Here is a 22,886-nt window from a genome sequence, read left to right as displayed (position 1 = left end):
AGATGGGCAGGCCAGCAGCCTGCCCGTTAAAAGGAAATCAGTACAGCAGACGAGCGCGAATGGTTCCCGGAAGAGCTTTCATCGCCAGCAACGCTTTCTCCGCCACATCTTCATCCGCTTCAATATCAATAACCACGTAACCTACCTGTGCGGAAGTCTGCAGATACTGCGCGGCAATGTTGACGCCCTGCTCGGCAAAAATCTGGTTCAGCGCCGTCAGTACGCCGGGACGGTTTTCGTGAATGTGCATCAGACGACGACCACCATGCAGCGGCAGCGATACTTCCGGGAAGTTCACGGCAGACAGCGTAGAACCGTTGTCGGAATACTTCGTCAGCTTACCCGCTACTTCAAGGCCGATGTTTTCCTGCGCTTCCAGCGTTGAACCACCAATATGCGGCGTCAGGATCACGTTATCAAAATCACACAACGGCGAGGTGAAAGGATCGCTGTTAGAAGCTGGCTCCGTTGGGAAGACGTCGATGGCCGCTCCCGCCAGATGTTTCGTTGCCAGCGCATCACACAGCGCAGGAATATCGACAACCGTACCGCGTGCGGCGTTGATCAGCAGTGCACCTGGTTTCATCAGCGCAATCTCATGCGCACCCATCAGATTTTTGGTGGAGGCATTTTCCGGCACGTGGAGGCTAACCACATCGCTCATATTCAGCAGGTCGGAAAGATGCTGTACCTGCGTGGCGTTGCCCAGCGGTAGTTTATTTTCAATATCATAGAAGTAGACGTGCATCCCCAGCGATTCCGCCAGAATGCCCAACTGAGTACCAATGTGGCCGTAGCCGATAATCCCCAGTTTCTTGCCACGCGCTTCAAACGAGCCGGTAGCCAGTTTATTCCACACGCCGCGGTGCGCTTTGGCGTTCGCTTCGGGTACACCGCGTAGCAGTAGAAGCAGTTCGCCAATCACCAGTTCGGCAACAGAACGCGTGTTAGAGAATGGCGCGTTAAACACAGGGATCCCGCGCTTTGCCGCAGCGGTCAGATCAACCTGGTTGGTGCCGATACAGAAGCAGCCAATCGCGACCAGTTTCTCTGCGGCGTCAATCACATCTTCAGTCAGATGGGTACGGGATCGCAGGCCAATGAAGTGGGCATCACGGATGGACTCTTTCAGCTGTTCAGTGTCCAGAGCGCCTTTATGAAACTCGATGTTGGTATAACCTGCTGCACGAAGGCTTTCGAGTGCTTTTTGATGCACGCCTTCAACCAGCAGAAATTTAATCTTCTCTTTCTCCAGTGATACCTTTGCCATTTCCCCGACCCTGTCTTTTTTGTTCAAACTAATGTGTTGTGTGTGGGATTTTCATCCTCCTCTTCAACATATCAAAAAATAATATTGCGGCAATATGAACGTTTGCGTCGTCATGCTGAGGAAATGTCATTCAGCGGGAATTGTCAGAGGAAAATACTGGCGATAAGTTTTTCTTTGGAGGGATCGGCAGGACAATATTATAAACGTGACACAAGTCACCAAATTTGCCCTGCCAAAATTTTTTTAACGGGAGAAGACGCTCCCGTCAGATCATTTTACGATAGTTTTCACGCCGTCCGGTGTGCCAATCAGCGCCACATCCGCACCACGATTGGCGAACAGACCTACGGTTACTACGCCCGGAATCGCATTGATGGCGTTTTCCATGGCCACAGCGTCAAGGATCTCCAGGCCGTGCACATCGAGGATCACGTTACCGTTGTCCGTCACCACGCCCTGACGGTATTCAGGACGGCCGCCCAACTTCACCAGTTGACGCGCGACTGCGCTGCGCGCCATTGGGATCACTTCCACCGGCAGCGGGAAGTTACCAAGAATATCGACTTCTTTGGACGCATCGGCAATGCAGATAAATTTCTTCGCCACCGAAGCAATGATTTTTTCACGGGTCAGCGCTGCACCGCCGCCCTTGATCATCTGCATGTGGCCGTTGATTTCATCCGCGCCGTCAACGTATACGCCAAGGCTGTCCACCTCGTTAAGATCGAACACGTGGATACCGAGGCTTTTGAGTTTTTCGGTCGAGGCGTCCGAGCTTGACACTGCGCCTTCAATCTGACCTTTCATTGTGCCCAGCGCATCAATAAAGTGTGCGGCTGTTGAACCGGTACCTACGCCCACAATGGTGCCGGGCTGTACATACTGAAGTGCCGCCCATCCTACTGCTTTTTTCAGTTCATCCTGCGTCATGATCGTTTCGCCTGTGGTGTGAATATGGTGGAAAAATTCATGCGCATTATAGAACATTGTGCAGAAAAATGTCCCCACACCCGCTCGCAAGCGGCGGATTTCGTCTTTACCCAACCTAAATTTGTGTCATAGTGCAGAACAAGCAAAAATTTCAGGAGTGCGTCAAAGCAATGAAACGTCCGGACTACAGAACACTACAAGCACTGGATGCGGTTATTCGTGAACGGGGATTTGAGCGCGCGGCGCAAAAGCTGTGCATCACGCAATCCGCAGTTTCACAACGCATAAAACAGCTTGAGAATATGTTCGGACAACCGCTGCTGGTGCGTACCGTACCACCACGCCCTACCGAACAGGGGCAGAAACTGCTGGCACTTTTGCGTCAGGTTGAACTGCTGGAAGACGAGTGGTTGGGCGATGAACAAACCGGCTCGACGCCACTGCTGCTCTCGCTGGCGGTGAACGCCGACAGTCTGGCGACGTGGTTACTTCCGGCGCTGGCCCCGGTACTGGCCAATTCACCGATTCGCCTGAACCTGCAGGTTGAAGATGAAACGCGCACCCAGGAACGTCTGCGTCGTGGTGAAGTGGTCGGTGCGGTGAGTATTCAACATCAGGCGCTGCCAAGCTGTCTGGTGGATAAACTTGGCGCGCTGGACTACCTGTTTGTTGGCTCTAAACCATTCGCCGAGCGTTATTTCCCTAACGGCGTCACCCGCTCCGCCCTGCTGAAAGCCCCGGCGGTAGCGTTTGACCATCTTGATGATATGCATCAGGCGTTCTTACAACAAAACTTCGACCTGCCGCCGGGCAGCGTGCCGTGCCACATCGTTAACTCGTCTGAAGCTTTCGTCCAGTTGGCGCGTCAGGGCACTACCTGCTGCATGATCCCACACTTACAGATTGAGAAAGAGCTGGAAAGCGGCGAGCTGATCGACTTAACGCCAGGCCTGTTCCAGCGGCGGATGCTGTACTGGCACCGCTTTGCGCCGGAAAGCCGCATGATGCGCAACGTTACCGACGCGCTGCTGGAATACGGACACAAGGTGTTGCGTCAGGATTAATTCATCGCACGAATGCCGGATCGGCTTTGCCAATCCGGCATGTATGACTCTATCGACTTTTCATGCTATTCCCGCCACGTCTTTGAAATAAATCACAAAATAAAACACGCCACGCGGCAAAAAACGACGTCCTGTTGGCTATTTTTTGCTGGCGACAAGCCAAATGAAAAAGCACACCGTATTCGCAAAGATTCAACTTATTGCGTAATACGGAGCAGAAAATGGCAAACGTGCAGGAGTGGCAAACACTCGCCAACAAAGAACTCAGTCGACGGGAAAAAACCGTTGAGTCGCTGGAAAGACAGACGGCGGAAGGGATTGCCATCAAGCCGCTGTACACCGAAGCGGACCTCGATAATCTGGAAGTAACAGGCACCCTCCCCGGTCTGCCGCCTTACGTGCGCGGCCCACGCGCCACCATGTATACCGCGCAGCCGTGGACCATTCGCCAATACGCCGGTTTCTCTACCGCCAAAGAGTCCAACGCCTTTTACCGCCGCAACCTCGCCGCCGGGCAAAAAGGGCTTTCCGTCGCCTTTGACCTTGCCACCCATCGCGGTTATGACTCAGACAACCCGCGCGTGGCGGGTGACGTCGGCAAAGCGGGTGTGGCGATCGATACCGTCGAAGATATGAAGGTGCTGTTCGATCAGATCCCGCTGGATAAGATGTCGGTATCGATGACCATGAACGGCGCGGTGCTGCCGGTGCTGGCGTTTTATATCGTCGCTGCTGAAGAACAAGGCGTAACGCCGGAACAGCTCACCGGAACCATTCAGAACGATATTCTGAAAGAGTACCTGTGCCGCAACACCTATATTTATCCACCAAAACCCTCCATGCGCATTATCGCTGACATCATCGCCTGGTGCTCCGGCAACATGCCGCGTTTTAACACCATCAGCATCAGCGGTTACCACATGGGTGAAGCTGGGGCGAACTGCGTACAGCAGGTGGCATTTACGCTGGCAGACGGAATTGAATACATCAAGGCCGCGCTTTCCGCCGGGCTGAAAATTGATGACTTCGCCCCACGCCTGTCGTTCTTCTTCGGCATCGGTATGGATCTGTTTATGAACGTCGCCATGCTGCGCGCGGCGCGGTATTTGTGGAGCGAAGCGGTCAGCAGTTTTGGTGCGACTAACCCGAAATCTCTCGCTCTGCGTACCCATTGCCAGACGTCCGGCTGGAGTCTGACTGAGCAGGACCCGTACAACAACGTGGTGCGTACCACCATTGAAGCGCTCGGCGCCACGCTTGGTGGCACTCAGTCCCTGCATACCAACGCCTTTGATGAGGCGCTCGGTCTGCCCACCGATTTTTCCGCCCGTATTGCGCGTAATACGCAGATCATCATTCAGGAAGAGTCAGAGATCTGCCGCACTGTTGATCCGCTGGCCGGATCGTATTACGTGGAGTCTCTGACCGATCAAATCGTGAAGCAGGCGCGCACGATCATCAAGCAGATAGATGAGGCTGGCGGCATGGCGAAGGCGATCGAAGCCGGATTGCCTAAACGGATGATCGAAGAAGCCTCCGCGCGTGAACAATCGCTGATCGACCAGGGTAAACGCGTCATCGTCGGCGTGAATAAGTACAAGCTGGATAAAGAAGACGAGACGTCGGTGCTGGAGATCGACAACGTGAAGGTGCGCAACGAGCAGATTGCCTCACTGCAGCATATCCGCGCCACCCGCGACAGTGATGCCGTTAACGCCGCGCTATCCGCGCTGACCCACGCCGCGCAGCATAATGAAAACCTGCTGGCAGCCGCCGTCAACGCCGCCCGCGTTCGCGCCACGCTCGGTGAAATCTCCGACGCGCTGGAAGCCGCCTTTGATCGCTATCTGGTTCCCAGCCAGTGCGTCACCGGGGTGATTGCGCAAAGCTATCACCAGTCTGATAAATCCGCCGATGAGTTCGACGCCATTGTTGCGCAAACCGAACAGTTCCTCGCAGAAAATGGCCGCCGCCCGCGCATTCTGATCGCCAAGATGGGTCAGGATGGCCACGATCGCGGCGCAAAAGTGATCGCCAGCGCCTACTCCGATCTCGGTTTCGATGTCGACCTCAGCCCGATGTTCTCCACTCCAGAGGAAATTGCCCGTCTGGCGGTAGAAAACGATGTCCATGTGGTTGGCGCATCATCGCTGGCGGCGGGTCATAAAACATTGATCCCAGAGCTGGTCACCGCGCTCAAAAGCTGGGGACGCGAGGATATTTGCGTCATCGCCGGAGGGGTAATTCCGCCACAGGATTACGCTTTCCTGCACGAGCATGGCGTGGCCGCTATTTATGGCCCCGGCACGCCAATGCTCGACAGCGTCCGCGATGTGTTAACCCGTATCAGTCAGCATCATGATTAACGCCGCCACGCTTGAGGATACCGTCCGTCGGTTGCGACTTGGCGAACGGGCTACGCTCGCCCAGGCGATGACGCTGATCGAAAGCAGCCACCCGCGCCACCAGCCGCTCAGTACGCAATTGCTCGACGCGATTATGCCGTTCACCGGTAACGCCCTGCGTTTGGGGATAACCGGTACGCCGGGCGCGGGGAAAAGCACCTTTCTGGAAGCCTTCGGCATGCTGTTGATTCGCCAGGGGTTACGCGTGGCGGTGATCGCCGTCGATCCCAGCAGCCCGGTCAGCGGCGGCAGTATTCTCGGTGATAAAACCCGCATGACGGAACTGGCACGCGCCGAATCTGCGTTTATTCGCCCGGTACCTTCCAGCGGGCATTTAGGTGGCGCCAGCCAGCGCGCCCGCGAATTAATGCTGCTGTGCGAAGCGGCGGGCTTTGACGTGGTGATTGTGGAAACCGTCGGCGTTGGACAGTCAGAAACCGAAGTCGCAGGTATGGTGGATTGCTTTATCTCACTGCAAATCGCCGGCGGTGGTGACGATTTGCAGGGCATCAAAAAAGGCCTGATGGAAATGGCTGATCTGGTCGTCATCAACAAAGACGACGGTGATAACCATACCAACGTTGCCATCGCTCGCCATATGTACGAATCCGCCCTGCATATTCTGCGCCGCAAATATGACGAGTGGCTGCCGCAGGTTCTGACCTGTAGTGCGCTGGAAAAACGCGGTATTGAGGAAGTTTGGCAGACGATAACCGACTTTAAAACGTGCCTTACCGCCAGCGGTCGACTTGAAAAAGTCCGCCAGCAGCAGGCGGTGGACTGGTTACATCGTCAGGCTGAAGAAGAAGCACTGCATCTGCTGTTTGCCCGTACTGATTTCGACCGTTATTTCCAGCAGACGCTACAGGCCGTCAAAAATAACGATCTGTCGCCGCGTACCGGTCTGCGGCACATCAGCGAATTTATCCAGCATCATTACTTTCACTAAAGAGAACATTATGTCTTATCAATACGTCAACGTGGTCATCATCCAGAAAGTCGCGGTTATTGAGTTCAACTACGCCCGCAAGCTCAACGCCCTGAGCAAAGTGTTTATTGACGATCTGATGCAGGCGCTGAGCGACCTCAATCGTGCGGAAATTCGCTGCATTATTCTGCGCGCCCCGAGCGGGGCCAAAGTGTTCTCTGCCGGGCATGATATTCATGAACTCCCCACCGGACGCCGCGATCCGCTCTCTTATGACGATCCGCTGCGTCAGATAACCCGCATGATCCAAAAATATCCGAAGCCGGTGATCTCTATGGTCGAAGGCAGCGTTTGGGGCGGCGCATTTGAGATGATCATGAGTTCCGATCTGATCATCGCTGCTGAAACGTCCACCTTCTCGATGACCCCGGTCAACCTCGGCGTGCCGTATAACCTGGTCGGCATCCACAACCTGACCCGCGACGCCGGTTTTCACATCGTGAAAGAGCTGATTTTTACCGCTTCGCCCATCACCGCTCAACGCGCCATGGCGGTCGGGATCCTCAACCATGTTGTTCCCGCCGAGGAACTGGAAGATTTCACCCTGCAAATGGCGCACCACATCTCGGAAAAAGCGCCGCTGGCAATCGCCGTCATCAAAGAAGAACTGCGCGTGCTGGGGGAAGCTCACACCATGAACTCAGACGAATTTGAGCGCATTCAGGGTATGCGTCGCGCGGTATACGACAGCGAGGATTATCAGGAAGGGATGAACGCGTTTATGGAAAAACGTAAACCTAATTTTGTCGGCCATTAATCACGTCCGAGGAAGGAGACGGCCATGAAACGGATGAACGCCGAACAGGCGGCAGAAATTATCCAGCACGATGATATGGTGGCGTTCAGCGGCTTTACCCCCGCGGGTTCGCCAAAAGCGTTACCCAGCGCAATTGCCCAACGCGCCTGCGAGCAACATCAAACCGGGCAGCCTTTTCAGATCCGTCTGCTGACCGGGGCATCAATTGGCGCCGCCGCTGATGATGCCCTGTCTGCGGCGGATGCCGTTTCCTGGCGTGCGCCTTATCAAACATCATCTGGCCTGCGTGAGAAAATTAATCAGGGCCAGGTGAGGTTTGTCGATCTCCATTTGAGCGAGGTCGCACAGATGGTTAATTACGGCTTTTTTGGCGAGATCGACGTTGCCGTTATTGAAGCCTCCGCGATTGCGCCAGACGGCCGGATTTGGCTTTCCAGCGGCATTGGTAACGCGCCCACCTGGCTGCTGCGGGCGAAAAAAGTCATTATTGAGTTGAATCATTATCACAATCCCCGCGTGGCAGAGTTTGCCGACATCGTGATACCTGGCGCGCCACCGCGGCGTAACAGCGTACCCATTTTTCATACCATGGATCGCGTAGGTAGCCAGTGTGTGCAGATAGACCCCAGGAAAGTGGTCGCGGTGGTGGATACCGAACTGCCCGATGCCGGAAATGCGTCGGATAAAACCAATCCGGTCAGCCAACAAATTGCCGATAACGTGGTCACCTTTCTGCTGGCAGAAATGGCGCACAAACGCATTCCAGCTGAGTTTCTGCCCTTACAAAGCGGCGTGGGTAATATCAACAACGCGGTGATGGCGCGACTGGGGGAGAATCCGGATATCCCGCCCTTTATGATGTATTCGGAGGTGCTACAGGAGTCGGTGGTGCATCTGCTGGAAACGGGCAAGATAACCGGTGCCAGCGCTTCCAGTCTGACCATTTCAGCCCCGTCGCTACAGAAGATTTACGACAACATGGACTTCTTCGCCAGCCGGATTGTGCTGCGCCCGCAGGAGATCTCCAATAACCCGGAAATCATTCGTCGGTTGGGCGTCATTGCGCTCAATGTTGGTCTGGAGTTTGATATCTACGGCCATGCTAATTCCACGCACGTTGCGGGCGTCAACCTGATGAACGGCATCGGCGGTAGCGGCGATTTCGAGCGTAACGCCTATCTGTCGATTTTTATGGCTCCGTCGATTGCCAAAGGCGGGAAAATATCCACTATCGTGCCGATGTGCAGCCATGTCGATCACAGCGAGCATAGTGTGAAAGTGATCGTCACTGAACAGGGCATTGCCGATCTGCGTGGTTTATCTCCGATGCAGCGGGCGCACACGATTATCGATAACTGTGCGCATCCGCTTTACCGGGACTACCTGCACCGCTATCTGGAAAAAGCGCCCGGCGGGCATATCCATCACGATCTCAGCCATGCGTTCGATCTGCATCGCAATCTTCTCGAAACAGGCTCGATGCTCGGTTAACTTGCCGTACCGTCACGATCTTCAGCAATATGCTGGAGCATGGTGGCGGTATAGCGATGATTTTTCAGCGAATACAGAAACTCCTGCATATACATTGGGTTACCGGGCGCATCGAAATATTTCAGCGTCGACGGGTTCACCAGGCGCCAGGCGAAATACGGGATCACCGTCAAAAACTGCCCACGCTCCACCGCGCTAATCTTCGCCATAAAGCTGTACGGACGATAGATAATCGTCGGGTTGATCCCACAGGGTCGCATGTAAGCATCCAGCATCGCCTCAAAGTTGGCGCGATTCTGGAAACGCATTTGCAGCCAGGGCAGCTCGCGCAACAGATCCTGCGGCTGTTTTTCTTCGTAGCGCCGGGAAACGAGAAAGCCCAGACGCAGCGGAGGCAGTTCGCTGATCGCCATATTTTCCAGCCCCTGCACGCGGGGGGAAACGTGCTGCGGCGAGATAATAAAATCCAGTTTGCGATCGAACAGGTTATCAATCACCCCATTTTCGCTGAATTCAACGGCCTGAGCCGTCACGCCGTCATACTTATCGCCAAGGCTGATCAACTGGTCAAAAATAATCGTTGGGTAGGTATTGTCGATGCCGATGACGATTTCCCGCGAGCGGCGAGAGGTGTTATGGATTTCGTTATCAATGGCAGAAAGGCGCTGATAGACGGGAAACAGCTTCTGATACAACTCTTGTCCGGCTTTATTCAGGCTGATGTTGTTATCTTTGCGGGTAAATAACGTATAGCCGATTTGATCTTCCAGTGCGGCAATGCTTTTACCGAAAGGTGATGCGGTCATATGTATTTTTTCTGCCGCTCTGGCGATGTTATTGGTTTGCGCCAGCAGAATGAAATTACGCATCTTTTTTGAGATAAAAATATCCATAGCGTCCCCTTAAAAATCGCTATGGCCTATCCTCATTACGGCGAAAAAAAAGACCGGATGTGAAGTCTCATTTTTACAGTTGCTCACAGAAAAAACCCGGCTGGAAAGCCGGGTCTGAAAAGATTACTGCGTTTTGGCAGGCGCTGCTGCTGGCTGACCCGCCGCGGGTTCGAGCTGGAAGACCACATCAACCTGATCGTCAAACTGAATAACTGGCTGTTCGTAGGTTTCCTGAGCAGAGGCAGCAGGTGCGGCATCTGCTTTCATCATCCGAACCATCGGGCTCGGCTGATAATTGGAAACGTGGTAGCGCACGCTGTAAACGGGACCCAGTTTACTGTTAAAGCCCGCGGCCAGCTGTTCAGCCTGATGAATTGCATCATCAATTGCCGCTTTACGCGCTTTATCTTTGTAAGCATCCGGTTGGGCAACGCCCAGTGATACCGAACGGATCTCATTCAGACCCGCTTTCAGCGCGCCATCGAGCAGAGCGTTAAGTTTGTCCAGTTGGCGCAGCGTGACTTCAACGGTGCGCACTGCACGATACCCTTTGAGGATACTTTTACCATTCTGGTAGTCGTAGTCCGGTTGGGTACGCAGGTTGGCCGCGCTAATGTCTTTCTTCGCTATCTGGTTCTGTTCAAGGAAAGACAGATATTGCGCCACGCGCTCATCAGCCTGCTTCTTCGCTGACGCCGCATCCTTGGCAGCAACGTTCACTTCAATTGCCAGCGTGGCGATGTCTGGTGTCGCATCCACGCTTGCCGTTCCGGAAGTCACGATGTGCGGTCCATTTGGCAACTCATTTGCCTGTACCGATAGTGCGCTGAATCCGATTAATGCCGCCAGGGCCATTATTTTGAACTTCACGGTCGTTCCTCCATGTTTCAATAATTACCCCGAAACTCAGGGCACATGCAGGCAAGCTTAGCCGATCTCGCTGCGTTGTCCATCAGACAACACTTAGTTGAACAACGCTTGAACGTGCGCAACACCTTCTTTTGCCAGTTGAAAAGCAATAAACCACATCACTAATCCTACCAGCGTATTGATGATGCGCTGCGCTTTAGCAGTGCGCAGACGCGGAGCCAGCCAGGCCGCCAACAATGCCAGACCGAAGAACCACAGGAACGAAGCGCTGACGGTTCCTAGCGCAAACCAGCGCTTCGGCTCAACGTCCAGTTGCCCCCCCAGACTCCCCAGCACCACAAAGGTATCCAGGTAAACATGGGGATTGAGCCAGGTCACCGCCAGCATAGTAGCGATGATTTTCCAGCGCCCCTGCTTCATTACTTCAGCGCTGGCCAGTTCCAGATTGCTGCTCATCGCCGTTTTTAACGCACCAAAACCGTACCAGAGCAGAAACGCCACTCCGCCCCAGGTGACCAGCGCCATCAACCACGGCGACTGCATCAGCAAGGCGCTACCGCCAAAGATCCCGGCACAAATCAGCACTAAATCGCTGATAGCACAGAGTAAAGCAATCATGATGTGATACTGGCGGCGAATGCCCTGGTTCATCACGAAGGCGTTTTGCGGGCCAAGCGGAAGTATCATGGCTGCACCAAGCACAAGCCCTTGAAAGTAATACGATAACACGTTAATCATCCCGAACTGTTTCTCTTAGGAGCAGACTATAGCGCGGGAAAATCATTAGCGGAAATTGATAATTTTAATCGCAGATTAGGGAAATTAATGGAAAGGACGTTTTGTCGGCCCGGAAAGCGATAGCGCCTCCGGGCGCGTAATTACTCTGCCGTACTCTCTTTCACACGCTTGAAGTTCACATCCATCTGCGGATACGGGAAGCTGATGCCGTTGGCATCGAACTCACGCTTAATGCGTTCCAGTACATCCCAGTAGACACTTTGCAGATCGCTGCTGTTGCTCCAGACGCGTACGACAAAATTAATTGAGGAAGCCCCCAGTTCATTCAGGCGCACCGTCATTTCACGGTCTTTAAGAATGCGATCTTCCGACTGGATAATATCGGTGAGGATTTTTTTCACTTGATCGATATCGGAATCGTAGGCTACACCGATAATAAATTCGTTACGACGAACCGGTTCACGAGAGAAGTTAATGATGTTCCCGGCGATGATTTTACCGTTCGGGATCACGACAATCTTACCGTCAACGGTGCGCATAGTGGTGGAGAAAATCTGCACATTGAGCACGGTTCCGGCCACGCCACCGAGATCGACATACTCACCTGCACGGAACGGACGGAACATTACCAGCAGGACACCTGCGGCGAGGTTAGACAGCGAGCCTTGCAGCGCCAAACCGACGGCTAAACCTGCGGCACCGAGCACGGCGATCACGGAGGCCGTTTGCACCCCAACGCGGCCCAGAGCGGCAATCAGCGTGAAAGCGATAATACCGTAACGCACCAGTGCAGAGAGGAAGTCGGCAACGGTGGCATCAATTTTACGCGCCAGCATCAGGCGGTTAACGGTATTTGATACAATGCGCGCCACGATCATACCGATAATGACAATCGCGATGGCCGCAACGATGTTGACGGCATAGCTCAACAGCAGTTCCTGGTTACGCACCAGCCAGGTGCCCGCACCGTTTATGCTGTCGACAACATTCAAATCTTCCATTCACTATTCCTTTTTTGCTTACCCAAACGGGAGAAATAAAGCCGCCCTGACGGGACTGGCAACCTGACAAGGGTAAACAATAAACCTGGATTTTGCCAAACAGATCACAGAATTCTCTGCCAGCAGCACGTTGACATAACAATAAAAAAGGCCCGCATTTGCGGGCCTCATGTCACGTGGAACGACGTAAATTACAGAACGTCAACCGCGTTCAGTTCTTTGAAAGCCTGTTCCAGACGGGTGATCATGGTTGCCTGACCAGCACGCAGCCATACGCGCGGATCGTAGTATTTCTTGTTCGGCTGATCTTCGCCTTTCGGGTTACCCAACTGGCCCTGCAGGTAAGCTTCGTTTGCTTTGTAGTAGTTCAGAACGCCTTCCCAGGTAGCCCATTGGGTATCGGTGTCGATGTTCATTTTCACTACGCCGTAGCTTACGGAGTCTTTGATTTCCTGAGCAGTAGAACCGGAACCGCCGTGGAAGACGAAGTTCAGGCTGTTGTGCGGCAGGTTATGTTTCTTAGAAACATAGTCCTGAGAGTCGCGCAGGATGGTCGGGGTCAGAACGACGTTACCCGGCTTGTAAACGCCGTGTACGTTACCGAAGGAAGCTGCGATGGTGAAACGCGGGCTGATTTTGCTCAGCTCGGTGTATGCGTAATCAACGTCTTCCGGCTGGGTGTACAGTGCAGAAGCGTCCATGTGGCTGTTGTCCACGCCATCTTCTTCGCCACCGGTGCAACCCAGTTCGATTTCCAGAGTCATGCCCATTTTGGACATGCGCGCCAGGTATTTGGAGCAGATTTCGATGTTCTCTTCCAGAGACTCTTCAGACAGGTCGATCATGTGAGAAGAGAACAGCGGTTTGCCGGTTGCTGCGAAGTGTTTTTCACCCGCGTCCAGCAGACCGTCGATCCACGGCAGCAGTTTCTTCGCGCAGTGGTCAGTGTGCAGGATAACCGGAACACCGTAGTGTTCAGCCATCTGGTGAACGTGATGCGCGCCAGAGATAGCACCCAGGATTGCAGCGCCCTGAGGAACGTCGGACTTCACGCCTTTACCCGCGATGAAAGAAGCACCACCGTTGGAGAATTGTACGATTACCGGCGCTTTAACTTTTGCAGCAGTTTCCAAAACGGCGTTGATGGAGTCGGTACCCACGCAGTTAACAGCTGGCAGAGCAAAGTTGTTTTCTTTAGCTACCTGGAAAACTTTCTGTACGTCATCACCAGTGATTACGCCTGGTTTTACGAAATCAAAAATTTTAGACATTTTACGAGTCCTGTATCTTCGGCCTTGGAAAGGGCGCGCGCCCTAAAGCGCGCTAAAATAAGGGCAGGTTTCCCTGCCCATTAAATTCTTACTTTTTAGCACGCTCTTCGAGCATGGCTACTGCTGGCAGCACTTTGCCTTCCACGAATTCGAGGAACGCGCCGCCGCCAGTAGAGATGTAGGAGATTTTGTCAGCAATGCCGAACAGGTCGATTGCTGCCAGGGTGTCACCGCCGCCTGCGATAGAGAATGCTTCGCTGTCTGCGATGGCATTAGCAACGATTTCAGTACCTTTGCGGAAGTTCGGGAATTCGAACACGCCAACCGGGCCGTTCCACAGAATGGTTTTCGCATTCTTCAGGATGTCAGCCAGTTGCTGTGCAGAAGCGTCGCCGATATCCAGGATCTGCTCGTCTTCTTTTACATCGCTAACGGATTTCAGGGTAGCCGGTGCGGTTTCAGAGAATTCAGTCGCTACGCGAACGTCGGTCGGAACCGGGATGTCGCAAGTGGTCAGCAGACGCTTAGCTTCGTCAACGAGATCTGCTTCGTACAGGGATTTACCCACGTTGTGACCTTGAGCAGCAACGAAGGTGTTCGCGATACCACCGCCAACGATCAGCTGGTCAGCGATTTTTGACAGAGAGTCCAGAACAGTCAGTTTGGTAGAAACTTTAGAACCACCAACGATAGCAACCATCGGACGAGCAGGTTCTTTCAGCGCTTTACCCAGTGCATCCAGCTCGGCAGCGAGCAGCGGACCTGCACAAGCGACATCGGCGAATTTACCGATACCGTGAGTAGACGCCTGCGCACGGTGAGCAGTACCGAAAGCGTCCATAACGAATACGTCGCACAAAGCAGCATATTTTTTGGACAGCGCTTCGTCGTCTTTCTTCTCGCCTTTGTTGAAGCGAACGTTTTCCAGAACAACCAGTTCACCGGCAGCGACTTCAACGCCGTCCAGGTAATCTTTTACCAGGCGAACCGGCGCAGACAGTTTGTCTTTCAGGTAGTTAACAACCGGCAGCAGAGAGAATTCTTCGTTGTACTCGCCTTCGGTAGGACGACCCAGGTGGGAAGTTACCATCACTTTAGCACCCTGTTTCAGTGCCAGTTCGATGGTCGGCAGGGAAGCACGGATACGTGCATCGCTGGTTACTTTCCCTTCTTTAACTGGTACGTTCAGGTCCGCACGGATAAAAACGCGTTTACCAGCCAGATCCAGATCGGTCATCTTAATTACAGACATGGTGAATCCTCTCGTTGATTCATAAAGTTTTGTCGACGCTCAAGCGTCGAGCCTGAAACCAATAGCAGCCATCGCTAACGTCGTGTCGAGCATACGGTTAGCAAAGCCCCATTCATTATCACACCAGACCAGCGTTTTGATCAGGTGAGCGCCACTCACGCGCGTTTGCGTGCCATCAACGATGGCGCTGTGCGGGTCGTGGTTAAAATCTACTGAGACCAACGGTAATTCCGTATAGTCAACTATACCATGAAATGCACCTTGTGCTGCTTTTTGCAGCAACTGGTTGACTTCACTGGCTTTTACTGGTTTTTTCACCGTCACGCTTAAGTCGATCGCCGTCACATTTATGGTCGGTACACGCACCGCTATCGCCTCAAAACGATCGTTAAACTGCGGGAAAATTCGCGTGATGCCCGCCGCCAGTTTGGTATCAACCGGAATGATCGACTGGCTGGCCGCTCGCGTGCGACGCAGGTCAGGATGATAAGCATCAATAACCTGCTGATCGTGCATCGCGGAGTGGATCGTGGTGACGGTACCAGACTCAATGCCGTAAGCATCATCCAGCAATTTGATGACGGGTATTATGCAATTCGTGGTGCAGGAGGCATTGGAAACGATCCGGTGCTCAGCGCGCAGCTGATCCTGATTAACGCCAAACACAACGGTTGCGTCGATGTCGTGACTACCAGGATGTGAAAAGAGCACTTTCTTTGCGCCGGCGGCAATATGCGCCTCGCCGTGTTCGCGACTGCCGAAGACCCCTGTACAATCCAGCACAACGTCGACACCCAGTTCGCGCCATGGAAGCGCATCGAGCGTTCGCTCATGCAGAATGCGGATCGCGTCATCGCCAACGATGAGCTGGTCTCGTTCCTGACGAACATCCCAGGCAAAACGCCCATGGCTGGTGTCATATTTCAACAAATGCGCCATGCCTGCAGCATCCGCCAGTTCGTTGATTGCCACCACGGTGATTTCCGCCCGACGCCCGGATTCATACAAAGCACGAACCACGTTGCGTCCGATGCGACCGAAACCATTAATCGCTACGCGTACGGTCATAGGTCTCCTGCAAGGATTTCTCAGAAACGATGTGGCAGACAGAGTAATGCAGCAAATCGCTCAGGGAAACCTTACCTGTCGCAAACTGCGACTAATTGGTTAATTGTCGAACATTTAGTCTACTGAAACGCTTCAGCTAGAATAAGCGAAACGAGGAATAAAAGGAATGATTGTCCAGCAACAGAACACAGTTATCTGACTTACGTCACATTTTAATGTCCTTCAACACGACTTTTATTCCATATTCCAGAATTACGAATAACCGTAGCAAGATTATTTCGTTGCCATGTCACAAATCCTGATTAATATCAGAAAGCTCCCTAAACCGCGTCTATATTATCAGCGCAACGTCCGAGTCTCGGAGTCCCTCAACTATGGCAACATTCTATCCCCAACCATCTGAAGCTCGCTTTCATGCGCTGCGTTTATTACCGGGCCAGGAAGTCTTTTCAGCGCTACACGCGTTTATCCAGCAGCATCAACTCCAGGCAGCCTGGATAGCGGGTTGTACCGGCAGTTTGACCAATATTGCTCTGCGCTTCGCCGGACGTGAAGAAACCACACTACTTACGGGTACGTGGGAAATTATCTCTCTGAACGGCACGCTGGAACTTACCGGCGAGCATCTCCATCTGGCGGTTGCTGACCCACGCGGCGCAATGCTGGGCGGGCACATGATGCCGGGCTGTACCGTGCGAACCACGCTGGAACTGGTGATTGGCGAGTTGACGTCTCTGGCATTCAGCCGTCAGCCCTGCGCCGTTTCCGGTTATGACGAACTGGTTATTTCATCCCGCTAACGCTTCACTTATACGAGGTCTTTTATGGCGCGTCGCCAATTTTCCAGCCAGTCTCTGGTACTTATTGTCATTGCTATCGCCATCAACATGATCGGTGGGCAGCTTATCAGCATGTTGAAATTGCCTATTTTTCTCGACTCGATTGGCACGTTGATCAGCGCGGTGCTGTTAGGTCCGGTTGTGGGGATGCTAACCGGATTACTCACTAACCTGTTGTGGGGGTTACTGACCGATCCGATCGCCGCCGCCTTTGCGCCCGTCGCCATGGTTATTGGACTGGTTGCCGGTTGGCTGGCACGAGCGGGATGGTTTCGCACCTTACCCAAAGTCGTGGTCAGCGGCGTAATTATCACGCTTGCCGTGACCCTCGTTGCCGTGCCGATTCGCACGACTCTGTTTGGCGGTGTCACTGGCAGCGGCGCCGATCTTTTTGTCGCCTGGATGCACTCGGTCGGTCAGAACCTGGTGGAGTCCGTCGCCATCACCGTCATCGGTGCGAATCTGGTCGATAAAATCCTCACGGCAATCATCGTCTGGGTGCTGCTGCGACAACTTCCGCTGCGCACCACGCGCCATTTCCCTACGATGTCTGCCGTGCGCTAAATGCATCCGTTTACGTCGTTAACTCTGTGGGCGCTTGCCGCCTGCTCCACGCTCCTGCTGCCAGCCGGAGTGCCGCTGAGCTTGTACAGCGCCGCGACGTTTGTCGGTTTGCTATGTATGAAGGCTACGCGGTCGCGGGCGAAATACGTACTCTGGCTGATGATCCCCTTAGGACTGGGGCTATGGCTGGTGCACGGCGGATGGCTTACCGAGTGGATTAGCGGGCAGCCACGCGCACCAGAACGCTGGGCCGATGCCGTTACGCTCTGGCTGCGGATCCTGGCCATTGTGTCGACATCGCAGATGTGGATGCAGTACGTACCGGTTTCGCGCTTTATGCGCGCCCTGTTCGCATCTCGCCTGCCGCCAGGCGTTGCCTATTTGTTCGCAGGCCCGCTGCTGGTGGTTGAACAACTCAAACGCCAATTGGCGATTATTCACGAGGCTCAGCGCGCACGCGGCATACCGCTGGATGAGTCCTGGTACCAACGTTTACGCGCCATGCCTGCATTGATTGTGCCGCTCACCCATAATGCGCTCAATGACTTAGCCGTTCGCGGTGCAGCGCTCGATATGCGCGGATTTCGACTGCATCGCACTCGCACCACGCTGTGGGCGCCGCCAGACAGCACCCTACAACGTCTGGCCCGCTACGGTATGGTGGTTCTGATGGCAGTTGAGACAGGAGTCTGGATATGGTTACGTTAGAGCAGTTTCGCTATATTCCGACGCACGCTATGCGGCCATCCGCCTGTTACAACTTCCATTACGCCAGGCCTGGTATGGTGGCTATTTTTGGTGAGAACGGCAGCGGGAAAAGTACGCTGGCACAGCTGATGGCTGGCTGGTACCCCGATTTCCTTCCGGGAGAAATTGAGGGCGCAGGCACGCTGCTGGGTAATCCCATCGGGCGACTGTCGCTGGTCGAGCAGTCGAGTACCATCCAGCTTGTGCAGCAGTCACCTTACCTGCAGCTTTCAGGTTGTACTTTCAGCGTGGAAGAAGAAGTGGCGTTTGGCCCGGAAAACCTCTGTCTGGACGAGGCTGAAATTATGCAGCGCATAGATGCCGCCCTGACGCTGACGGAATGTCAGCCCCTGCGTCATCGTCATCCCGGCACCCTTTCCGGCGGGGAAACCCAGCGGGTAGTCATTGCCAGCGCACTCGCCATGCAGCCGAAAATATTGATTCTGGATGAAGCGTTCAGTCGCCTGACGGCGCAAGCCACGGCAATGCTGCTGGCGCGACTGCAACAGTGGGCACAGGAACAGCATGCTTTGGTAATACTTTTCGAACGCAACCCTTCACCTTTTCTCAGCTACTGCCAGCAGGCATGGCAGCAGCGCGACGGAGCATTGTCACCACTATGCTAACGCTAAACCAGGTCAGTTATCGCTGGCCGAACGCCGCCGATGACTGTTTACGCAATATTTCGCTGGAACTCCAGGAGGGGGAATGGCTGGCACTAACGGGCGATAATGGCGCAGGAAAATCCACGCTTTTGCGCATCATGGCCGGGCTACTGACGCCTTCATCCGGCACAATAACCCTGCAGAGCCGTCCGATTGCGCAACTGAAAAACCGGGAGCGTGCCAGGGTGCTCGGCGTCCTGTTTCAGGAAGCTGAAAATCAACTTTTTCACAGCAAGGTGGCAGAGGAAGTGGCTTTTGGATTACGGCTACAGAAGCATCCGGCGACTGAAATTGCGCAACGCACGATGGCGGCGCTGCGATTATGTCAATTAGAGGATGTCGCCGACGCGCACCCGCTCGATCTGCATACTGCACAGCGACGTATGGTTGCCGTCGCCAGTCTGGAAGCCCTCGAACCTGCTATTCTACTGCTGGATGAGCCCAGCCGGGACTTTGATGCGCACTGGCTTGGCGTCTTCGAAAACTGGCTGGCAGTGTGTCGTACGCGTGGCGCCAGCGTTGTAGCGATCAGTCATGACGCTGCATTTACGCAGCGCCATTTTTCGCGCGTAGTACGGCTACACAACAAAAATCTCATGCCGTCCGATATGCCCCCTCAAGCGTCATCTCCAGCATAAGGTCTGCTGGCAGGCTATCTTCCAGCACCCGACGAACATTCGGTCCGTCGGTACGCTCATAAAATGCCTCAGCGTCAACTTGTGAGAGTCCGCCAGCCAGTTTACGGCCTACCAGTCGCGTACGCAGCGCATTGGCTGGAGCGCGAATAAACAACGAGTAATCACAAAACTCAGCTAACGCTCGCCATCTTTCATCATCGCGCAATAGCCAGTTTCCCTCCACAATCACCATCGGCGCAGTCACCCGTATGGCCTCTTCGACCGGATCGTGTTTTTGCCGATCGTATTGCGGCCAGAAGCCTTCCCCTTCCCTTATCTGGCGTAGATTCTGCGCAAGCTTATCCACATCAAAGGTTTCCGGCGCACCTTTGTATGTCCGCAGATTATGGGCATCCAGCCAGTTGTTGTAGTGATGGAAGCCATCCATCGGCAGCGTCTGGATCTTCGGCAGACAAGGATCCTGAGCGCAGAGATATTCCCAGAAGGTGGTCAGCGTCGATTTACCCGTACCCGGTGGCGCGCAGAGAAAAACTATCGTACGTCGCTGCGGGTTAGCGGCCTGTATTTTTGCCAGTTGCTGTAATAACGGTTTGTGGACGTTCTCTATCTCATCATCATGGTAATGTGCTTCAACCTGGAGCCCATTCACCGTTAGTTCGATTTTCACGGCGTTAATTCCTTTAAAATCGCCGTCACCGCCAGCGTCATTGCCGTCTTGACCATTGCGCTAAAGCGCACCTCGGACCACGCAGCAAAGTCGGCAAATTTCATTGACTCCAGCGCGCCGTAGAGCGTTGCGTTGCGGGTAATACTGTTCACGTTGCTAACAAAATCCCAGGTGATGTCATCGGCAAAACCGGGGATAGTATCCTGCCCGTTTAAGTACTGATAAAACTGGGAAAAATGGGTGATATCGGCGTAAAGCCATTTATCCATTTTTCCCAGCGCATAAATCAGACGTAGCGCAACGTCGATATCGTCAAGCGGTCCACTCTGGGCGAGCAACGGCTTCACTGCATATTCCACGATCTCTTCATCGTTATTAACGAACAGCGACGGCAGAAAGCGCTTAATGCCCTGGAGCAAAATGTTATGTGCCGTCGTCATAAACGAAAGTAAATTATTTTGAGCATCCAGTTGCTCAAGCACATCGTCTTCTGTCAGCGTCGTCATTAGTTACCCGATAAATCACCATGAATGCAGAGAGTCTATTATATTACACGTTCGATCCGCGCCGCCGATCAGTAAAGTTTGCGTGCGCACACCATTCGCAACCTGTTGGATCCCTTTCACAAGATCGCCGCCCGTAACACCCGTCGCGCTGAAGAGGATCTTATTTCCCCCTACCAGTTCGTCGAGCTCATAGATACGGTTGATCTCAACGCCCATTTCCATGCAGCGCTGACGTTCCTGTGCCGCAATCAGACGATTATCTGCGCTATCACCTTTCGCCTCGCAAAAATCAATCAGTTCAGCCTGCATGTCGCCCCCCAGCGCTTTAACTGCGCAAGCTGAAATAACCCCTTCAGGTGCCCCGCCAATGGTGTACATCAGGTCATAGGGATTTTCCTGCATACAGGCCAACACGCTGGCAGCCACATCGCCATCGGGCAGCGCAAAGACTTTGACGCCCAGTCGTGTCGCTTCGGCAATCGCCGGTTGAAGACGCGGTTTATCCAGCGTCACCATCCGCAGTCGCTCCAGCGGTTTGCCCAGTGCCTCAGCCACATTGCGCAGATTGTCTGCCAACGGCAGTGCCAGATTAATCGCCCCTTTTGCATACCGATTAACAACCAGTTTTTTCATGTACATATCAGGGGCGTGTAACAAACTGCCGCGAGGGGCAAACGCCATGACAGCCAGCGCATTGCATTGCCCCATCGCCACCATTCGTGTGCCTTCAATAGGATCGACGGCGATATCGACCTCAGGTCCGGCGCCGGTTCCCACTTCCTCACCAATCCACAGCATCGGGGCACGATCAATCTCCCCTTCGCCAATGACGATTCGCCCGCGGATGGCAATACGGTTCAATGCTTCGCGCATTGCCGTCACGGCCAGACCATCTATCTTGTTTTTATCGCCGCACCCGGTTTGCGGCCAGGCTGCCAGCGCAGCCTGCTCCGTGATACGAAATAGCGGCCATGCCAGCGACATCATATCGCCGCCTCCCCGATATCAACGCCGAAGTGTGCTAGCAGGTATTTTTCTGCCTTTTCATTCCAGATGCCGTGAGTTTCCTCCACCAGCAGCGCCAGCTCTTTGAATAATGGGTCAGTTTTCCCTTTCTCGGCAAAATCAGCAATAGCGGTTAGCGGCATGGTAACGCCGTTATAAATCAGCTTTTTACCGCCGGGAATTGCCGGTAAATTCAATACGGTTTCCGGAACCGCATCAAGGCCGCCAATGTGCGTTACCATAAACGACGGCTGTAGCTGTCCGGTTGCACTGAGTGCAATAGCCTCTTTCATATCATCCGTTGATCCGCCGGAGGTCCCGACCACGTGAGTGCTGTTGTAGTGCACGTTATAAAAATTAAACGGCACTTTGAAGTTGCTGTCCGTCGGCCCGGCAAAGAAATTCAGGCAACCATCTTCCGCAAGTAAATCGTCAGCCATTTCAATGACGGCTGGCACTGCCGCATACACAAAGACATCATCAAAACCTGCGTCATTGGTAAGGGCGCGCAGCATCACGGTCGGAGAGTCCATGCCGGAGGTATTCACATAGATAAGCTCAATCCCTTTTTCTGCCGCCAGCTCAATCGGCAACAGTTTTTTAGCCTGCGCCAGTCGTGCTTCATCAATGTCAACCACCACCACGCGTGACGGCTGAATACTGCCGTTAATGGCATAATCTATTGCGCCGATACCCATCGGCCCGGCGCAGGCCAGAAGCGCAATGCTTCCCCCCGGCTTAATCCCCATGCGATGCTCATAAACGTAAGGCGTGGTATGAAAATTCGCGTTATACGCACCAATAATGCAGCACATCGGCTCTGCCAATGAGGCGGCGGCAAAATAAGAGCCGTGGTAAGGTAGAACGCATCCCAGGTTAATCGCCACTTCCGGGATAATCATATATGTCGCATTGCCGCCAAAATATTCGTAGCTGTATCCCGCGGAATATCCACTTGGCAATCCCATCGCGGGTTGCAACACAAAACGCTGACCTTTCTTATATTTATCCGTCAGGTTTTTTCCTACCTCAACAATGATACCTGCACATTCATGTCCGGTAATAACCGGATGATTTTCCAGATCGTCCGGTACGCGTTTATGATCGCTCCCCAATGCCGCCGCTTTCCAGGTGGATAAACAAACGCTATCGGATATTACGCTTACTAACAATTCATTATCTGTAATTGCAGGCAGTTCAAATTCGCGGATACGAATATCCTGCTTGCCATATATGGCAGCCACTTTCGTTTTCATA

At 53.7% G+C, this 22,886-nt stretch carries 23 protein-coding genes; 10 read left to right on the top strand and 13 right to left on the bottom strand.

Annotation, left to right across the window (positions count from 1 at the left end):
• Positions 1-37: 37 nt before the first annotated feature.
• Both serA and rpiA read right to left on the bottom strand, forming a co-directional pair.
• A complete protein-coding gene (gene serA / locus I6L54_RS05890; RefSeq protein WP_005123335.1) occupies positions 38-1,270 on the bottom strand; it encodes a phosphoglycerate dehydrogenase in 1,233 nt (410 codons plus the stop codon).
• 270 nt (positions 1,271-1,540) lie between these two features.
• Positions 1,541-2,200, bottom strand: a complete 660-nt coding sequence (rpiA, locus tag I6L54_RS05885; RefSeq protein ID WP_003026986.1) for a ribose-5-phosphate isomerase RpiA — start codon at positions 2,198-2,200, stop codon at positions 1,541-1,543.
• A 170-nt stretch (positions 2,201-2,370) separates the two neighbouring features.
• On the opposite strand from rpiA, the gene argP reads away from it, so the two are divergent.
• The 5 genes from argP to scpC all read left to right on the top strand — a co-directional run bounded on the left by argP (position 2,371) and on the right by scpC (position 8,905).
• Positions 2,371-3,264, top strand: coding sequence for a DNA-binding transcriptional regulator ArgP (gene argP / locus I6L54_RS05880; RefSeq protein WP_003026988.1), 894 nt, complete (start codon positions 2,371-2,373; stop codon positions 3,262-3,264).
• A gap of 221 nt (positions 3,265-3,485) precedes the next feature.
• Positions 3,486-5,630 (top strand): methylmalonyl-CoA mutase, encoded by a 2,145-nt coding sequence (scpA, locus tag I6L54_RS05875; protein ID WP_005123334.1) that lies wholly within the window; start codon positions 3,486-3,488, stop codon positions 5,628-5,630.
• Entirely contained in the window at positions 5,623-6,618 is a 996-nt protein-coding gene (gene meaB / locus I6L54_RS05870; RefSeq protein ID WP_005123333.1) for a methylmalonyl Co-A mutase-associated GTPase MeaB, read from the top strand. The genes scpA and meaB overlap by 8 nt, the downstream gene beginning before the upstream one ends.
• 10 nt (positions 6,619-6,628) lie before the next feature.
• Positions 6,629-7,414 carry a methylmalonyl-CoA decarboxylase gene (gene scpB / locus I6L54_RS05865; protein ID WP_005123332.1) on the top strand — a complete coding sequence of 262 codons (786 nt, stop codon included), beginning with the start codon at positions 6,629-6,631 and terminating at the stop codon, positions 7,412-7,414.
• A gap of 24 nt (positions 7,415-7,438) precedes the next feature.
• On the top strand, positions 7,439-8,905 hold the full coding sequence (gene scpC, locus I6L54_RS05860) for a succinyl-CoA:acetate CoA-transferase ScpC (protein ID WP_040232117.1): 1,467 nt from the start codon (positions 7,439-7,441) through the stop codon (positions 8,903-8,905).
• On the opposite strand, the gene srsR is transcribed toward scpC, so the two are convergent.
• From srsR to epd, 7 genes are all read right to left on the bottom strand, one after another.
• Positions 8,902-9,798 carry a LysR family transcriptional regulator SrsR gene (gene srsR, locus I6L54_RS05855; RefSeq protein WP_040232116.1) on the bottom strand — a complete coding sequence of 299 codons (897 nt, stop codon included), beginning with the start codon at positions 9,796-9,798 and terminating at the stop codon, positions 8,902-8,904. The genes scpC and srsR overlap by 4 nt on opposite strands.
• A 123-nt stretch (positions 9,799-9,921) precedes the next feature.
• Complete coding sequence (locus I6L54_RS05850) at positions 9,922-10,668, bottom strand: oxidative stress defense protein (protein ID WP_005123328.1); 747 nt, start codon at positions 10,666-10,668, stop codon at positions 9,922-9,924.
• Positions 10,669-10,761: 93 nt separating this feature from the next.
• Complete coding sequence (gene argO, locus I6L54_RS05845) at positions 10,762-11,397, bottom strand: arginine exporter ArgO (RefSeq protein ID WP_040232272.1); 636 nt, start codon at positions 11,395-11,397, stop codon at positions 10,762-10,764.
• A gap of 149 nt (positions 11,398-11,546) precedes the next feature.
• Positions 11,547-12,407: a small-conductance mechanosensitive channel MscS gene (locus I6L54_RS05840; protein ID WP_040232115.1), complete on the bottom strand. Its 861-nt coding sequence runs from the start codon at positions 12,405-12,407 to the stop codon at positions 11,547-11,549.
• 191 nt (positions 12,408-12,598) lie between these two features.
• Positions 12,599-13,678, bottom strand: coding sequence for a class II fructose-bisphosphate aldolase (gene fbaA / locus I6L54_RS05835; RefSeq protein WP_003027029.1), 1,080 nt, complete (start codon positions 13,676-13,678; stop codon positions 12,599-12,601).
• 88 nt (positions 13,679-13,766) lie between these two features.
• Complete coding sequence (gene pgk / locus I6L54_RS05830) at positions 13,767-14,930, bottom strand: phosphoglycerate kinase (RefSeq protein WP_003027032.1); 1,164 nt, start codon at positions 14,928-14,930, stop codon at positions 13,767-13,769.
• Between the two features lie 39 nt (positions 14,931-14,969).
• Positions 14,970-15,998, bottom strand: a complete 1,029-nt coding sequence (epd, locus tag I6L54_RS05825) for an erythrose-4-phosphate dehydrogenase (protein WP_003027035.1) — start codon at positions 15,996-15,998, stop codon at positions 14,970-14,972.
• A 374-nt stretch (positions 15,999-16,372) separates the two neighbouring features.
• On the opposite strand from epd, the gene I6L54_RS05820 reads away from it, so the two are divergent.
• Genes I6L54_RS05820 through I6L54_RS05800 form a run of 5 tightly spaced genes read left to right on the top strand, consistent with a single transcriptional unit; the run spans position 16,373 to position 19,451 of the window.
• On the top strand, positions 16,373-16,798 hold the full coding sequence (locus I6L54_RS05820) for a PPC domain-containing DNA-binding protein (protein ID WP_005123323.1): 426 nt from the start codon (positions 16,373-16,375) through the stop codon (positions 16,796-16,798).
• 24 nt (positions 16,799-16,822) lie between these two features.
• Positions 16,823-17,401: an ECF transporter S component gene (locus tag I6L54_RS05815; protein WP_005123322.1), complete on the top strand. Its 579-nt coding sequence runs from the start codon at positions 16,823-16,825 to the stop codon at positions 17,399-17,401.
• Positions 17,402-18,109: an energy-coupling factor transporter transmembrane component T gene (locus I6L54_RS05810; RefSeq protein WP_040232113.1), complete on the top strand. Its 708-nt coding sequence runs from the start codon at positions 17,402-17,404 to the stop codon at positions 18,107-18,109.
• A complete protein-coding gene (locus tag I6L54_RS05805) occupies positions 18,097-18,774 on the top strand; it encodes an ABC transporter ATP-binding protein (protein WP_040232112.1) in 678 nt (225 codons plus the stop codon). The genes I6L54_RS05810 and I6L54_RS05805 overlap by 13 nt, the downstream gene beginning before the upstream one ends.
• Positions 18,768-19,451 carry an ABC transporter ATP-binding protein gene (locus tag I6L54_RS05800; protein ID WP_040232111.1) on the top strand — a complete coding sequence of 228 codons (684 nt, stop codon included), beginning with the start codon at positions 18,768-18,770 and terminating at the stop codon, positions 19,449-19,451. Before I6L54_RS05805 ends, I6L54_RS05800 begins: the two co-directional genes overlap by 7 nt.
• On the opposite strand, the gene I6L54_RS05795 is transcribed toward I6L54_RS05800, so the two are convergent.
• Genes I6L54_RS05795 through I6L54_RS05780 form a run of 4 tightly spaced genes read right to left on the bottom strand, consistent with a single transcriptional unit; the run spans position 19,408 to position 22,885 of the window.
• Positions 19,408-20,118, bottom strand: coding sequence for a nucleoside/nucleotide kinase family protein (locus I6L54_RS05795; RefSeq protein WP_040232110.1), 711 nt, complete (start codon positions 20,116-20,118; stop codon positions 19,408-19,410). The two genes, I6L54_RS05800 and I6L54_RS05795, sit on opposite strands and share 44 nt — an antisense overlap.
• On the bottom strand, positions 20,115-20,624 hold the full coding sequence (locus tag I6L54_RS05790; protein WP_040232109.1) for an MltR family transcriptional regulator: 510 nt from the start codon (positions 20,622-20,624) through the stop codon (positions 20,115-20,117). Before I6L54_RS05790 ends, I6L54_RS05795 begins: the two co-directional genes overlap by 4 nt.
• A gap of 15 nt (positions 20,625-20,639) precedes the next feature.
• Entirely contained in the window at positions 20,640-21,611 is a 972-nt protein-coding gene (gene glpX, locus I6L54_RS05785) for a class II fructose-bisphosphatase (RefSeq protein ID WP_040232106.1), read from the bottom strand.
• Positions 21,608-22,885: a zinc-binding dehydrogenase gene (locus I6L54_RS05780; protein ID WP_040232104.1), complete on the bottom strand. Its 1,278-nt coding sequence runs from the start codon at positions 22,883-22,885 to the stop codon at positions 21,608-21,610. Before I6L54_RS05780 ends, glpX begins: the two co-directional genes overlap by 4 nt.
• Between the last annotated feature and the right edge of the window lies 1 nt (position 22,886).

The organism is Citrobacter pasteurii (genome assembly GCF_019047765.1).
GTDB lineage: Bacteria > Pseudomonadota > Gammaproteobacteria > Enterobacterales > Enterobacteriaceae > Citrobacter > Citrobacter pasteurii.
The sequence above is the reverse complement of the archived record's forward strand: the minus strand, read 5'-3'. Positions and strand labels throughout refer to the sequence as shown.